Source organism: Spirillospora sp. NPDC046719, from assembly GCF_040645715.1.
In the GTDB taxonomy this organism is placed as follows: domain Bacteria; phylum Actinomycetota; class Actinomycetes; order Streptosporangiales; family Streptosporangiaceae; genus Spirillospora.
Genome location: NZ_JBEYYT010000233.1, coordinates 1 through 14,490 on the forward strand (window position 1 = coordinate 1; position 14,490 = coordinate 14,490).

Below are 14,490 nucleotides of genomic sequence, written 5' to 3' on the forward strand. Positions count from 1 at the left end.
GAAGCATACGCCTAACTTCGGACGCGACGCCCTGAGAGGACCGCCGCATGCTCGACGAAGGACCCGGCACCCCGCCGGCCGCGCGCGGAGCCGCGCCGTCCCGGCCCGCCGCGCCCGGGCGGCGCCCCACCGTGACCAGCCGGGTCCTCGGCATCCTCGAGGCGTTCACGTCGGAGCGCCCGGCCCTGACCATCACCCAGATCGCGCGCCGCGCCGGGCTGCCGCTGTCCACCGCGCACCGGCTCGTCGGCGAGCTGACGTGCTGGGGCGCGCTCGAACGCGACGACGCGGGCCTCTACCGCGTCGGGCTGCGGCTGTGGGAGGTCGGCGCCCTCGGGCGGGGCCCGGCCCTCCGCGAGGCCGCGATGCCGTTCCTGGAGGACCTGTACGAGGCCACCCACGAGAACGTCCACCTCGCCGTCCTGGACGGCCTGGACGTCGTGTACATCGAGCGGATCTCCGCCCGCGACGCCGTGCACGTGTTCTCCCGCGTCGGCGGCCGCTGGCCGGCGCACGCGACCGGCGTCGGCCTGGCCATGCTCGCGTACTCCGGCCGGGACCTGCAGGAGCGCGCGATCGCCGGGCCGCTGCGCCGCTTCACCCCGAGGACCATCGCCACCGGTCCCGAGCTGCGCCGCGTCCTGGCGGAGGTCCGCCGCACGGGGGCCGCGGTCAGCGACGGGCAGGTGGAGACGTTCGCGATGTCCGTCGGCGCGCCGGTGTTCGGCCCGGACGATCGGGTGGTGGCGGCGGTCGCGGTCGTCGTCCCGGCGTCCGGGTGGGAGGCGCGCTCGCTCGTCCCCGTCGTGCGGGCCGGCGCCCGCGGCATCTCCCGCGCCCTCGGCGCGCCGCGCGCCCTGCGCCCGCCGGAGTCGGCGATGCGCGAGGTCTGACCGGGGCCCCTTCCCGGAAGGGCGGATTCTTCCGTTGAACGGAATCGGTGTGGCCCGGCCTCGCGGGCGGCGGCGAGGGTCGTCTCCACGGTCCTTCGTCCACCCCGAGGAGCAGCCCATGGCCGTCGCACGCAACCAGTGGTACGTCGCCGCCTACAGCGAGGAGGTCGGCGACGGCCTGCTCGCCCGGACGATCTGCGGCGAGCCGCTCGTCATGTACCGCACGGGGGCGGGGCAGGCCGTCGCGCTCGCCGACCGCTGCGTGCACCGGCGCTTCCCGCTGTCCGCGAGCAACCGCGACGGCGACCGGATCGTCTGCGGCTACCACGGCTTCACCTACGCCCCCGACGGGGCGTGCGTCGCCGTGCCCGGGCAGACCCGGATCCCGCGCACCGCCCGGGTCCCCGCCTACCAGGTCGTCGAGCAGGACTCACTGGTCTGGGTGTGGATCGGCGACGGGACGGGCGACGCCGCCTCCATCCCGCGCGCCCCCTGGCTGAGCTCGCCGGACTACGTGACCGTCCGGGGCATGGAGCCGCTCGCCGCCCGGTACGAGCTGCTCGTCGACAACCTCCTCGACCTGTCTCACGAGACCTACCTGCACGCCGGGTACATCGGCACGCCCGAGGTCGCGCAGACCCCGATCACCACGGAGGTCGACGACGAGGCCGGGATCGTCTACGTGAGCCGCCGCATGAAGGACGTCGAGTGCCCGCCGTTCTACTCCGAGTCGACCGGCGTCGAGGGCCGGATCGACCGGTGGCAGGACATCGAGTACCACCCGCCGTGCTTCTACCTGCTGCACAGCCGGATCGCGCCGACCGGCGTGGAGCCCGGCCCGGACGGCGACGACCCGCACGCGTTCCACGTGGAGGTCGGCTACGCGATCGTCCCGGAGACCGACACGACCACCCACGACTTCTGGTGGGTCGCCCGCGACTTCGCGCTGGACGACGAGGGCGTCTCGCGGTTCCTGCACGACAGCAACCGCACCGTCGTCCTGCAGGACGTCGCGGCGCTGAACCTGCTGGAGACGGTGATCGCCGCCGAGCCCGAGGGCTACCAGGAGCTGTCCATCAACATCGACACCGGCGGGCTGGCCGCCCGGCGCGTCCTCCAGCGGCTCACGGGGGCGCGATGAGCGCCGGCCGCCTGCGGGTGGAGTGGTCCCCGGGGTCGGACCGCCTCACCGGCATCTGCCACTGCGGCGCCCGGCGCCCCGCCTTTCACCCGCACCACATCTGGGGGGGGCTCCTCCCCCCCCCCCACCACCCCGCCTCCTGACGCGGCGGGGGGCACCGGGACGTCCCGGTGCCCCCCGGGCTTCAGCCGATGTCGCGGCGCCGGAAGCCGAGCAGCGCGACCGCGGTGACGGCGACCGCCACGGCGGTCAGGACGGCGACCGGCAGGACGTCGAAGTCCCCGCCGGGCAGCTTCGGCGTGTGCGTGAACGGCGAGACGTCCATGACCGCCTGCGGCAGCTTCAGCAGCGGACCGACCTGCCCGAGCAGCAGGCACGCCGCCAGCACGCCCCACCCGGCGGACGTCGCGCGGGGGAGGAGGCCGAAGATCAGCACGGTCACGGCGGCGACGACCCACACCGCCGGCAGCTGCACGAGCGCGGCGCCGAGCTCCCGGGGAAGCCGGCCGCCCAGGTCGTGGGAGCGGGCGCCGTGCACCAGCCCGACGGCGAGGCCGCTGAGGCCGAGGAGGACCACCGTGCCCGCGACGGTGACGGCGAGGCCCGCGACGGCCCAGCGGGTCCGGCCGACGGCGGTCGCGAGCACCGGCTCGAGGCGCCCACCGCTCTCCTCCGCCCGCATCCGGAGCACGCTCTGCACCGCGTAGGCCGACGTGAACAGCGCCATGAGGCCCATGGCGGTGGCGAGGAACGCGTCCGCGACGTCCTCCTGCCCGCCCATCCTGCGGATCTCGTCGAGGACGGAGTCGCTGCCGTTGACCAGGTCGCCGACGCCGGCGGCGACGCCCCCGATGGCGAGCCCGTACACCAGGAACGCGACGGACCAGCCGAGCAGCGAGCCGCGCTGCAGCCGCCACGACAGGCCGAGCGGGCCGCGCAGCGACGCCGCGGCGCGGGCCGGTCCCGGCGAGGGGGCGAGGATCCCGGCGCCGAGGTCGCGGCGCCCGGCCAGCGCGTACGCGGCCGCGACCAGGAGCGCGGACGCGAGCAGGGGGAGCAGCAGCACGGCCCACTGCTCGCCGGCGTGCGGGCGCACCCGCTGCGCCCAGCCGATCGGGGACAGCCAGGACGCCCAGTGCGCGGAACCGGCGTCGGCCACGCTCCGGACCAGGTACGCGGCGGCGAGCACGGCGAACGCCAGCCCGTTGGCGAGCCGGGACGTCTCGGCGAGCTGGGCGGTGACGGCGGCGACCCCGGCGAACACCAGGCCCGCCCCGAACCAGGACAGCCCGAACGCGACCGAGCCGGCGACCGGCAGCCCGAAGAGGACCATGACGAGGGCGGCCAGGGACGCCGCGGCCGCGGCGGCCGTCACGGCGGTGGCGAGCGCGGCGGTCAGCGGGGCGCGGCGCCCGACGGCGGCGGCGCCGACCAGCTCCAGCCGGCCGGTCTCCTCCTCGGCGCGGGTGTGCCGGACGACGAGCAGCACGCACATGACGGCGGTGAGCGCGGCGCCGGTGGTACCGACGCGCCACGCGCTGACGCCCGCGGCCGTGTGGGCGTTCAGCACCGGCCCGTACAGCGCCCGCATGGACGGGTTGCCGTCGATGCCGCGCGCGAAGCTCTCCAGCGCCGCGGGCGTGTCGTACCCGTTCTTGAAGCTGTACACGGTGCTGGCGACCAGCGCGGTGAGCACGTAGATCCAGGACGGCATCATGACGCGGTCGCGGCGCAGCCACATCCTCAGCAGCGTGCCCGCGCCCGCGAGGCCGCCTTCGGCGCGGGCGGCCCGGGCGGTCGGCCGCAGGGTGGTGGCGGTCATGACACGCCGCCTTCCTGCAGGGCCCGTCCGGCGTGGTCGTTCTCGTAGTGCCGCAGGAACAGCTCCTCGAGCGTGGGCGGCCGGCTGGTGAGGGAGCGGACGCCGATCTCGGTGAGCTGCCGGAGCGCGGCGTCCAGCTCGGCCGTCTCGACCTCGAACGAGATGGTGTTGCCGTCGATGCGCACGTCGTGCGCGCCGGGCAGCGGAACGCCGTCGGGCGGCGCGGCGAGCTCCGCGTGGATCGACGTGCGGGTCAGGTGGCGCAGCTCGGCGAGCGTGCCGGTCTCCACGGTGCGGCCCTTGCGGATGATGGTGACGCGGTCGCAGAGCGCCTCCACCTCGCTGAGGATGTGGCTCGACAGCAGGACCGTCCGGCCTGCGCGCCGCTCCTCCCGCACGCACTCCTGGAACGCCTCCTCCATGAGCGGGTCGAGGCCGGAGGTGGGCTCGTCGAGGATGAGCAGCTCCGCGTCGGACGCGAACGCGGCGACGAGGGCGACCTTCTGCCGGTTGCCCTTGGAGTAGGCGCGCCCCCGCTTCTTCGGGTCCAGCTCGAAGCGGTCGAGGAGCTCGGCGCGGCGGCGGTCGTCCAGCCCGCCGCGCAGCCGCCCGAGCAGGTCGATGACCTCGCCGCCGGACAGGTTGGGCCACAGCGTGACGTCGCCGGGGACGTAGGCGAGGCGCCGGTGCAGGGCGGTCGCGTCGTGCCAGGGGTCGCCGCCGAGCAGCCGCGCGGTCCCGGCGTCGGCGCGCATCAGCCCGAGCAGGACGCGGACGGTGGTGGACTTCCCGGCGCCGTTCGGGCCGAGGAAGCCGTGCACCTCGCCGGACGCCACGCTCAGGTCGAGCCCGTCGAGCGCGCGCGTCCGTCCGAACGTCTTGACCAGGCCGTCGGCCCGTACTGCCTCAGTCATCCTGCCTTCTCTCCCGAGTCTTCCCCGATGGGGGCGGTGCGCCCGAAGGTCCCGCTCTCGTACTCCCGCATCGCGGCGCGGGCGCGCGCCGCGAGCTCCCGGCTCAGCAGGCGGTCGTCGAAGATGTCGAAGAAGGCGCGGCGCAGCCGCAGCGAGCCCTCCGGGGTGAAGGTGTCGACGCCCAGCGCCCGCGACAGGTGCTCGTGCAGGACCTCCATCCCGATCGTCATCGCGACGAGCGCGGCGGAGTAGGCGTGCACGTCGGAGGTGGTGGGCGCGTTCACCCCGGGCGGCAGCGGCTCGCCGAAGTAGCGCTCGGTGGTGTCGACCAGGTCGTCGAACACCCGCGCCGCGGCGGGGGAGCCGTCGACGAGCGCGCGGGCGAGGTAGCGCCGCACCGGCAGGTCGATCCGCATCGCCTTCGCCAGGAACCCCGGGTCGCCGATGCCGTCGATCTTCTCGGCGCTGAGCCGGTGGATGGTGTCCAGCGCGTAGGCGTCGCACGCCTCCCGCAGCTCCTGCTTGGACCCGAAGTGGTGCTGGACGAGCCCGACCGACACTCCGGCGGCCTCGGCGATGCCGCGGAACGTGGCCCCCTTGATCCCGTGCTCGGCGAACATCTCCAGCGCGGCGTCCCTGATCCGCGCGCGCGCCGTCAGGTCCTCCGGTGCCGCGCCCGTCTCCGTCACGCTTCCGACCCCTCCAATACAAGCGTTCAGTTCCCAATACCGATGTATACCATACGCGTGTATTGGCCGGAGGGCGCGGCGGCCCGGAGACGGGAGGGGGCAGGGGCTGGAAGCGGCAAGTTAGCTTAGGCTAGCCTTATTTATCGTGCTGTCCCTCGCGCGGAGAACCCCCCGCACACCCCCGGCGAAGGAGGCCGCCGCGCCCCCCGCCCGGCATCCGGCGGGACGCTGGACCGGGCTCGGTGTCCTCGCCGCCCTCCTGCTGCTGGCGGCCGCCGCGAGCCTGGCCGTCGGAGCCGAGCACGTCCCGCTCGCCCGGGTCTGGCCGGCCGTGCTCTCGCCGGACGGGTCGCGGGACGCGCTGATCGTGCACGGCCTGCGGCTCCCGCGCACCCTGCTCGGGATCGGCGTCGGCGCCGCGCTCGGCCTCGCCGGCGCGGTGATGCAGGCCCTCACCCGCAACCCGCTGGCGGAACCCGGCCTGCTCGGCGTGAACGGCGGCGCCGCCCTCGCGGTCGTCGTCGTCATCGGGGCGTTCCGCGCCGACGACGTCCTGGTCTACGTGTGGGCGGCGTTCGCCGGCGCCGCCGGGGCCGCGGTGCTCGTCCACGCGATCGGCGCGCGGGGGCGCGGCGGCACCTCGCCCGCGCGGCTCGTGCTCGCGGGAGCCGCCGTCAACGCCGTGTCCAGCGCGCTGACCGCCGGCCTGATGCTGCTCAGCCCGCGCGCCTTCAACGGCTTCCGGTTCTGGCAGGTCGGCACCCTCGCCGGGCGGGACGCCGCGGTGCTCGCCCGGGTCCTGCCGTTCATCGCCGCCGGGACGGCGCTGGCGCTGCTGCTCGCCCGCCCGCTGAACGCCCTCGGCCTCGGCGACGAGGCGGGCCGGGCGCTCGGCGCGCGTCCGGGGCGGACGCGGGCGCTCGGCGCGCTGGCGGTCGTGCTGCTGTGCGGGTCGGCGACCGCGGCCGTCGGGCCGATCACGTTCCTCGGCCTCGCCGTCCCGTACGCGGTCCGCGCGCTCGTCGGGCCCGACCAGCGCTGGGTGCTGCCGTACTCGCTGCTGCTCGCGCCCGTCGTGCTGCTCGCCGCCGACATCGCCGGACGCGTCGCCACGCCGGGCGAGCTGCAGACCGGGATCGTCACCGCGTTCCTCGGCGCGCCGCTGTTCATGGTCATCGTCCGTCGCGGAAGGACGCGCGAGCTGTGAGCCGGGTGATGCGGGCGGGCGGGGCGTCGGTCCGGTGGGAGCCGCGGGCGGCGCTGGTGTGCGGGCTGGTGGCGCTTGTCGCGGCGGGCGCCGCGGTGCTCGTCGTCGGTTCCGGCGAGTTCCCCGTCTCGCCCGGGGACGTGGTGCGCTCGCTCGTCGGGCAGGGCGACCAGGCGACCGGCTTCATCGTCCGCACCCTGCGGCTGCCGCGCGCCGTGACCGGGCTGCTCGCCGGGCTGGCGCTCGGCACGAGCGGGGCGATCTTCCAGAGCATGTCCCGCAACCCGCTCGGCAGCCCGGACCTCATCGGCTTCACCACGGGGTCGGCGACCGGCGCGCTGCTGCAGATCCTGGTGTTCGGCGGCGGCGCGGTCGCGATCACGGTCAGCTCGGTCGCGGGCGCCTTCCTGACGGCGGCGGGCGTGTACGCCGTCGCGTACCGCCGGGGAGGCGGCGTGCACGGCGTCCGGCTGGTGCTGATCGGTGTGGCCGCCGCCGCGATGCTGGAGGCGGCGAACTCCTACCTCATCACCCGCGCCGAACTGCGCGAGGCGTACGAGGCCGCGTTCTGGCTGACCGGGAGCCTGAACGGGCGCGGCTGGGCGCAGGCCGTGCCGCTCGCCGCCGCGCTCGCGGTGCTCGTCCCGATGGCGCTGCTGCTCGCCCGCCCGCTCGGGATGGGGGAGATGGGGGACGACGCTGCGCGCGCGCTCGGCGTGCCCGTCCAGCGGACGCGCGCGCTGCTCATGGTCGCGGGCGTCGGCCTCGTCGCGGCGGCGACCGCGGCGGCCGGCCCGGTGCCGTTCGTCGCGCTCGCGGCGCCGCAGCTCGCCCGCCGGCTGACCCGCCGTCCCGGCGCGCAGCTGCTGCCCGCCGGGCTGACCGGCGCCGCGCTGCTCGCCTGCGGCGACCTCATCTCGCTGCACCTGCCGGTGGCGATGCCGGTCGGGGTGGTGACCGGCGTGCTCGGCGGCGCCTACCTGGCCTGGCTGCTGCTCACGGCGGGCCGCCGCGCCGCCGCCTGACGGCCTCCGGCCGGTCCCGCGCCGGCGTCGGCGGACCCCGCGTTGACGCCGGACTGGCGATCAATTTAGGTTAGCCTTACCTAAGTTGAGGGGAGTTCCGTGCTGACCCGAGAAGAGCTGCACGCCGCGCTGACCGACGTGCTGGGCGAGGACGCAGGGCCCGGCGACAATCTCATCGAGCTCGGGATGGACTCGATCCGCCTCATGCAGCTGACCGGCCGGCTCCGCCGCCGCGGCGTCGAGGTCCGGTTCGCCGAGCTGGCCGAGCGGCCCACCCTCGCCGCCTGGTGGGACCTGCTCGCCGAGCGCGGCCAGATGGAGGCCCGCGCGCCGGAACCCGGACCCGGACCCGAGGCGGGCGGCGAGCCGGTCGACGGCGCGGAGCCGGACGGCCCGTTCCCGCTGGCCCTCATGCAGCACGCGTACTGGATCGGCCGCGACTCCGGCCAGTCCCTCGGCTCGGTCGCCGCGCACCTGTACGTCGAGCTGGACGGCCGCGCCATCGACCCGTCCCGGTTCGAGGCCGCCGTGCGCGCGCTCGCCGACCGGCACCCGATGCTGCGCGTCGCGGTCGGCGACGACGGGACGCAGCGGATCCTGCCCGAGCGCCCCGGGCCCGCCGTGACCGTCCACGACCTGCGCGGCGCCGCCGACCCCGGCCCCGAGCTGGACCGGATCCGCGCCGAGATGTCGCGGCAGCGGCTCCCGATCGAGGACGGCCGCGTCTTCGACGCCCGCCTGAGCCTGCTCCCCGAAGGGACCGCGCGGCTGCACCTCGACGTCGACATGGTCGCCGCCGACGCGATGAGCTACCGCGTCATGCTGGCCGACCTCGCCGCGCTCTACGAGGGCGAGGCCCTCGCCCCGATCCGCTACGGCTACGCCCGCTACCTCGCCGACGACCCCCGCGCCGTCGCCCGCGAGCGGGACCGCCGGTGGTGGGCCGACCGGCTCGCCGACCTGCCGGGCCCGCCCGAGCTGCCGGTCGCCCCGGAACCGGGCGACGCGGTGGAGCGGCTGCACCACTGGCTGCCGCCGGAGGAGAAGGCCCGCCTCATCGCCCGCGCGCACGCGGCGGGCGTCACTCCCGCGATGGCGCTCGCCGCCGTGTTCGCCGAGGTCGTCGGCGCGTGGTCGGCGACCCCGCGGTTCCTGCTGAACCTGCCGCTGTTCCACCGCGAGCCCGTCCACCCGGACGTGGACTCCGTCGTCGGCGACTTCACCGGCTCGATCCTGCTGGAGGCGGACCTCTCCGAGGACCTGGCGTTCGTCGAGCGCGCCCGCGCCCTGCAGGCGAACCTGCACACCGCCGGCGCGCACAGCGACCACTCCGGCCTGGAGGTGCTGCGCGACCTGTCGCGGCTGCGCGGCGAGCAGGTCCTCGCGCCGATCGTCTACACCAGCGCGCTCAACCTGGGCGAGCTGTTCGGCGACGCGGTCCGCGAGCGGTTCGGCGAGCCCGCCTGGATCATCTCGCAGGGCCCGCAGGTGCTGCTGGACGCGCAGGTCACCGAGGTGGCCGGCGGGCTGCTCCTGAACTGGGACGTGCGCCGCCCCGCCTTCCCCGAGGGCGTCGCCGAGGCGATGTTCGCGGCCTACACCGGCGCGATCGCCCGGCTCGGCGCGGACGGCGCCGACTGGGACGCGCCGCTCGGCATCGGCGCGCCGCCGGAACAGCTCCGCGTCCGGCACCGCCTCAACGCCACCGAGGCCCCGCCGCCCTCGACCCTGACCAAGGGGTTCTTCGAGCACGCCCGCCGCACCCCGGACGCCCCCGCCCTGCACTGGGGCGACGACGGCACCCTCACCTACGCCGACCTCGCCGACCGCGCGCTGCGCGTCGCCGCCGCCCTGGCCGCCCAGGGCGTCCGGCCCGGCGACCGGGTCTCGATCGAGCTTCCCAAGGGGCCCGGCCAGGCCGCCGCCGCCCTCGGCGTGCTCGCCGCGGGCGCCGCCTACGTGCCGATCGGCCCCGAGCAGCCGGCCGCGCGCCGCGAGCGGATCCGCGCGGGCGCGGCCGTCGCCGCGTCCGTCGCCCCCGGCTTCGAGCCCGCCGCCGAGCCGCTGGCGGAGCCCGTCGCGGTCCGTCCCGACCAGGTCGCGTACGTGCTGTTCACGTCCGGGTCCACGGGCGAGCCGAAGGGCGTCGAGGTCTCGCACGGCGCCGCGATGAACACCATCGGCGACCTCGTCGGGCGCTTCGCCCTCGGCCCGGGCGACGTCACCCTCGGCGTCTCCGCCCTCGACTTCGACCTGTCGGTGTTCGACCTGTTCGCCCCCTGGACGGCGGGCGGCGCCGTGGTGATCCCCGGCGAGGACGAGCGGCGCGACGCCGCCCGCTGGAACGCGCTCGCCGCCCGGTGGTCGGTGACCGTGCTGAACAGCGTCCCGTCCGTGCTGGAGATGCTGCTGCGGTCCGGGCCCGTCCCGTCCCTGCGGCTGGTGCTGCTCGGCGGCGACTGGGTCGGCACCCACCTGCCCGGGCTGCTCGCCGAGCGCGCGCCGGGCGCCCGGTTCGTCGCGCTCGGCGGCACCACCGAGACCGCGATCCACTCCACGGCACAGGAGGTCGCGGGGGAGGTCCCGGCGGACTGGCGCTCCGTCCCGTACGGCGTGCCGCTCGGCGGCGTCGCCTGCCGGGTCGTCGACGACCTGGGCCGCGACCGCCCCGACTGGGTCGCGGGCGAGCTGTGGATCGGCGGCGCGGGCGTCGCCGACGGCTACACCGGCGACCCCGGGCGCACCGCGGACCGGTTCGTCGTCCGCGACGGCGTCCGCTGGTACCGGACCGGCGACCTCGCCCGCTACCGCCCGGACGGCACGCTGGAGTTCCTCGGCCGCCGCGACCACCAGGTGAAGGTCCGCGGGTTCCGGATCGAGCTCGGCGAGGTCGAGGCCGCGCTGCGCGACCACCCGGCCGTGGAGCGCGCCGTCGCCCTGCTCGCCGGGAACCGGCTGTGCGCCGCCGTCACCCCCGGCGGCGTCCCGGCCGACGCGGTGCTGGCGCGCGCCCGCGACCTCGTGCCGCCGCACATGGTGCCGGAGGTGCTCGTCCCGGTCGCCGAGCTGCCGCTCACCGCGAACGGCAAGGTCGACCGGAAGGCGCTCGCCGCGCTCGCCGCCGCCGAGGCGGGGGAGGACGCCGCGCCCTACGCCGAGCCCGCGACGTCCCTGGAAAGGGTGCTGGCCCGGATCGCCGCCGAGGTGCTGGGGAGGGAGCGCGTCGGCGCGGACGCCGACTTCTTCGCCCTCGGCGGCGACTCCGTCCTCGCGACGACCGTCGTCGCGCGGCTGCGCGAGGCGCTGGACACCTCCGCCCTGCCCGTCCGCGTCCTGTTCGCCGAGCGGACGATCGCCCGCATCGCCCGCCGCTTCACCGAGCTGGAGGACGCCCCCGGCCGCCTGGAGGCCGTCGCCGCCATCCGGCTGGAGGTCGACGCGATGTCCGACGACGAGATCGAAGCCCACCTCGCCCGCTGACCCCGCCCCTGTCCACTCGCGGCGAGCCGCCGTCATGGGCCGCCCCATGACGACGGCTCGCCGCGGCTCACCGGTCGGGTTCGGCGGCGGGGGCGAGGGTGGCGGTGCGGAGGGTCGTCAGGGTGAGGGCGAGGACCAGGGCGAGGACGGCGCTGACCGTCCCGTAGGCGACGATCGCCGGGCCCGGGGCCAGGTAGCGGCCGAGGGCTCCGGCGCCGAGCGAGCCGATGGCGGTCCCGCCGGTCTCCTGCGCCGCCCACAGGGAGTTGACGCGGCCCAGGTGCGAGTCGGGGGTGTGCGACTGGATGAGGCCGTACCGCAGGATCTCCTCGACGGACGCGGCGAACCCGTACCCGAACAGGATCGCGACGGCGAGCGCCGGATGGCGGGCCAGGCCGGTGCACGCCAGCAGGACGAACCCGGCGACCGACGCCGCGAGGAGCGCGAGGCCGGGGGCCCGGACGGAGCCCGCCCAGCCGCTGGTGACGGAGGCGAGGACCGCGCCGCACGCGGGCGCGGCGTACAGCAGCCCGACCGTGGACGGGCCGCCGCCGAGGCCGTGCTCGGCGAACGCCGGCATGAGCACCGGGATGCCGCCCGCGACCATGAACAGCAGGCCGAGCAGCATCAGCGACCCGACGACGCGGTGGGAGGCGACGAACCGCAGCCCGCCGCCGATCGACCTCAGCGGGTGGCCCTCGGCGTCGCCCTGCCCGTCGACCCCGTCGACCCCGCCGGCCCCGTCCGGCCCGCCGGTGCGGGCGGGTTCGAGCGGCGGCAGCGACGTCAGCAGGCCGAGGGTGCCGAGGGTGCCGGCCGCGGCCGCCGCGTAGTTCCAGCCGACGCCGAACGCCGATACGACGAGGCCGCCGAGCGCGGGCGACAGCATCGACCCGAGCCGGACCGTCAGCGCGTTCAGCGCGCCCGCGGCGACGAGCCTGTCCGGTCCGACGAGCGCGGGCGTCGCGGCGAGCAGCGCGGTGATCGCGACGCCGGTGGCGAGCCCGTCCCACGCGGCCAGGACGTACAGCGCGGCGGACGACGGGGACGGCAGGAACGCGTTCAGGGCGAGCAGCGCGAACGCGATCCCGGAGGCGGTGCGGGCGCGCAGCATCAGCCGCCGCCGGTCCCGCCGGTCGGCGAGCACGCCGCCCCACAGGAACCCGGCCAGCAGCGCGACGCCCTCGGCGGCGGATACGGCGCCGACCTGCACGGTGGAGCCGGTCAGGTCGTAGACCTGCACGGGGACGGAGACGGCCAGCATGCCGATCCCGAAGACCGAGACGGTGCGGGCGATGAACACGTTGCGGAACGGCCGGCTGTCGCGCAGCGGGCCGACGTCCAGGGCGAGGCGCCGGAGCATCGTCGGGGGTTCTCCTCGGAAGGGGGAGTAGCTAAGGTAAGCCTATCCTTAGTTGATCGTGAGAGAAGGGCCCTCCCGGTGCAGCGCACGCTGATGAACGGAAAGATCCACCGAGCGACCGTGACCCAGGCCGACCTGCACTACGTGGGATCGCTGACGATCGACGCCGAGCTGATGGAGGCCGCCGGCATCGCCGAGGGGGAGCAGGTCCACCTCGTCGACATCGACAACGGCTCCCGCCTGGTCACCTACGCCATCACCGGCGAGGCGGGCAGCGGGGTCGTCGGCGTGAACGGCGCGGCGGCACGCCTCGTCCAGCCCGGCGACCTCGTCATCGTCATCACCTACGCCGCCCTCGACGACGCCGAGATGGCCGCCCACGAGCCGCGCGTCGTGCACGTCGACGCCGCGAACCGGATCGTGGCGCTCGGCTCCGACCCCGCCGAGCCCGTCCCCGGCGCCCCCGCCCAGCTCGCCGGGCGCTGAGCCATGCCGGACACCGCTCCGGCCGTCATGGACGGCTTCACCCCCTGGCCCGCCCACCTCGAACGGCGCTACAAGGCGGAGGGCTACTGGAAGGACCGCGTCCTCGGCGACGTCCTGCGCGGCGACCCGGACCGGACCGCGCTCGTCGCCGGCGGGGACCGCCTCACCTACGCCGGCCTCGACCGGCGCGCCGAGCGGACCGCCGCCGGATTCCTGCGGCTGGGCGTCCGCCGCGGCGACCGCGTCATCGTCCAGCTGCCCAACACCACCGGCTTCGTCGTGGCGTTCCTGGCGCTCGTGCGGATCGGCGCGGCGCCCGTCCTCGCGCTGCCCGCGCACCGCGAGAGCGAGATCCGGTACCTGTGCGAGCTGGCCGAGGCCCGCGCGTACGTGTGCGGCGAGACGGACGGCGGCTTCGACTACCGCGCGATGGCCCGGACGCTGCCCGTCGAGCACGTCGTCGTGGACGGCGACGCCCAGGAGTTCACCGCCCTCGCCGACCTGGACGCCGAACCCGCGGAGTACCCGCGCCCAGCTCCCGCCGACGTCGGCGTCCTGCTGCTGTCGGGCGGCACGACGGGGCTGCCGAAGCTGATCCCCCGGACGCACCGCGACTACGTCTACAACCTGGAGGCGAGCGCCGAGCTGTGCGGCTTCACCCGCGACACGGTCTACCTCGTGGTGCTGCCCGCCGCGCACAACTTCGCGCTCGCGTGCCCCGGGCTGCTCGGCGCGTTCGCGACCGGCGGGACGGTGGTGCTGGCGCCGTCCGGGGCGCCGGACGAGGCGTTCCCGCTCATCGAGTGCGAGCGCGTCACCGCCTGCGCGGCCGTCCCGCCGATCGCGCTGCTGTGGCTGGACGCGGCGACCTGGTCCGAGGACGACCTGTCGTCCCTGGAGCTCCTGCAGGTCGGCGGCGCGAAGCTGGCCGCCGAACGGGCCGCGGAGGTGCCGGGCGTGCTCGGCTGCCGCCTCCAGCAGGTGTTCGGGATGGCGGAGGGGCTGCTGAACTTCACCCGCCTCGACGACCCGCCCGACCTGGTGGAGCGGACGCAGGGCCGCCCGCTGTCCCCGGCCGACGAGATCCGGATCGTGGACGGCGACGGCGGGACGGTCGCGCCCGGCGAGGTCGGGGAACTGCTCACCCGCGGCCCGTACACGCTGCGCGGCTACTACCGGGCGCCCGCGCACAACGCCCGCGCGTTCACGCCGGACGGCTACTACCGCACCGGCGACCTCGTCCGCGAGCTGCCGTCCGGGCACCTGATCGTGGAGGGCCGCGAGAAGGACCAGATCAACCGGGGCGGCGACAAGGTGTCCGCCGAGGAACTGGAGGACCACCTCCTCGCCCATCCGGCGGTCCACGACGCGGCCGTCGTCGGCGTCCCCGACCCGATGATGGGGGAGCGGACCTGCGCGTTCCTCGTCCTGCGCGACGCGGCGAAGGCCGCGCCGCCGACGCTGCGCGAC

The 14,490-nt window shown here is 76.0% G+C and carries 11 protein-coding genes; 7 read left to right on the forward strand and 4 right to left on the reverse strand.

Translation table 11 applies throughout. From position 1 onward, the window contains the following. The first annotated feature begins 47 nt into the window (after nucleotides 1–47). Both ABZ914_RS31605 and ABZ914_RS31610 read left to right on the forward strand, forming a co-directional pair. Entirely contained in the window at nucleotides 48–893 is an 846-nt protein-coding gene (locus tag ABZ914_RS31605; protein WP_500197671.1) for an IclR family transcriptional regulator, read from the forward strand. Between the two features lie 118 nt (nucleotides 894–1,011). Then, nucleotides 1,012–2,034, forward strand: coding sequence for an aromatic ring-hydroxylating oxygenase subunit alpha (locus ABZ914_RS31610; protein ID WP_500197672.1), 1,023 nt, complete (start codon nucleotides 1,012–1,014; stop codon nucleotides 2,032–2,034). Between the two features lie 184 nt (nucleotides 2,035–2,218). On the opposite strand, the gene ABZ914_RS31615 is transcribed toward ABZ914_RS31610, so the two are convergent. From ABZ914_RS31615 to ABZ914_RS31625, 3 genes are read right to left on the reverse strand one after another with little or no spacing between them, the layout of a single operon-like run. After that, nucleotides 2,219–3,856 (reverse strand): ABC transporter permease, encoded by a 1,638-nt coding sequence (locus ABZ914_RS31615; protein ID WP_500197674.1) that lies wholly within the window; start codon nucleotides 3,854–3,856, stop codon nucleotides 2,219–2,221. Then, nucleotides 3,853–4,770, reverse strand: coding sequence for an ABC transporter ATP-binding protein (locus tag ABZ914_RS31620; RefSeq protein WP_500197676.1), 918 nt, complete (start codon nucleotides 4,768–4,770; stop codon nucleotides 3,853–3,855). Before ABZ914_RS31620 ends, ABZ914_RS31615 begins: the two co-directional genes overlap by 4 nt. Then, nucleotides 4,767–5,459 carry a TetR/AcrR family transcriptional regulator gene (locus ABZ914_RS31625; RefSeq protein ID WP_500197678.1) on the reverse strand — a complete coding sequence of 231 codons (693 nt, stop codon included), beginning with the start codon at nucleotides 5,457–5,459 and terminating at the stop codon, nucleotides 4,767–4,769. The genes ABZ914_RS31620 and ABZ914_RS31625 overlap by 4 nt, the downstream gene beginning before the upstream one ends. Nucleotides 5,460–5,604: 145 nt before the next feature. Between ABZ914_RS31625 and ABZ914_RS31630 the strand changes: the two genes are divergently transcribed. From ABZ914_RS31630 to ABZ914_RS31640, 3 genes are all read left to right on the forward strand, one after another. Continuing rightward, the gene (locus ABZ914_RS31630) at nucleotides 5,605–6,666 is read left to right on the forward strand and encodes a FecCD family ABC transporter permease (protein ID WP_500197680.1); all 1,062 of its coding nucleotides are present in this window, start codon (nucleotides 5,605–5,607) and stop codon (nucleotides 6,664–6,666) included. Then, nucleotides 6,663–7,691, forward strand: coding sequence for a FecCD family ABC transporter permease (locus ABZ914_RS31635; RefSeq protein ID WP_500197682.1), 1,029 nt, complete (start codon nucleotides 6,663–6,665; stop codon nucleotides 7,689–7,691). The genes ABZ914_RS31630 and ABZ914_RS31635 overlap by 4 nt, the downstream gene beginning before the upstream one ends. A gap of 99 nt (nucleotides 7,692–7,790) precedes the next feature. After that, a complete protein-coding gene (locus ABZ914_RS31640) occupies nucleotides 7,791–11,171 on the forward strand; it encodes a non-ribosomal peptide synthetase (RefSeq protein WP_500197683.1) in 3,381 nt (1,126 codons plus the stop codon). Between the two features lie 67 nt (nucleotides 11,172–11,238). Here the strand turns inward: ABZ914_RS31640 and entS are convergent, their stop codons facing one another. Next, the gene (gene entS / locus ABZ914_RS31645) at nucleotides 11,239–12,534 is read right to left on the reverse strand and encodes an enterobactin transporter EntS (protein ID WP_500197685.1); all 1,296 of its coding nucleotides are present in this window, start codon (nucleotides 12,532–12,534) and stop codon (nucleotides 11,239–11,241) included. 78 nt (nucleotides 12,535–12,612) lie between these two features. Between entS and panD the strand changes: the two genes are divergently transcribed. Both panD and ABZ914_RS31655 read left to right on the forward strand, forming a co-directional pair. Further along, a complete protein-coding gene (panD, locus tag ABZ914_RS31650) occupies nucleotides 12,613–13,020 on the forward strand; it encodes an aspartate 1-decarboxylase (protein ID WP_500197687.1) in 408 nt (135 codons plus the stop codon). A gap of 3 nt (nucleotides 13,021–13,023) precedes the next feature. Continuing rightward, nucleotides 13,024–14,490 (forward strand): (2,3-dihydroxybenzoyl)adenylate synthase (locus tag ABZ914_RS31655; RefSeq protein WP_500197688.1); only part of this gene is annotated, 1,467 nt, incomplete at its 3' end.

What these genes read in the sequence shown, in the direction of transcription:
- ABZ914_RS31605 (WP_500197671.1), top strand. Translation starts at nt 48, where the DNA reads ATGCTCGACGAAGGACCCGGCACCCCGCCGGCCGCGCGCGGAGCCGCG.
- ABZ914_RS31610 (WP_500197672.1), top strand. Translation starts at nt 1,012, where the DNA reads ATGGCCGTCGCACGCAACCAGTGGTACGTCGCCGCCTACAGCGAGGAG.
- ABZ914_RS31615 (WP_500197674.1), bottom strand. Translation starts at nt 3,856, where the DNA reads ATGACCGCCACCACCCTGCGGCCGACCGCCCGGGCCGCCCGCGCCGAA.
- ABZ914_RS31620 (WP_500197676.1), bottom strand. Translation starts at nt 4,770, where the DNA reads ATGACTGAGGCAGTACGGGCCGACGGCCTGGTCAAGACGTTCGGACGG.
- entS (WP_500197685.1), bottom strand. Translation starts at nt 12,534, where the DNA reads ATGCTCCGGCGCCTCGCCCTGGACGTCGGCCCGCTGCGCGACAGCCGG.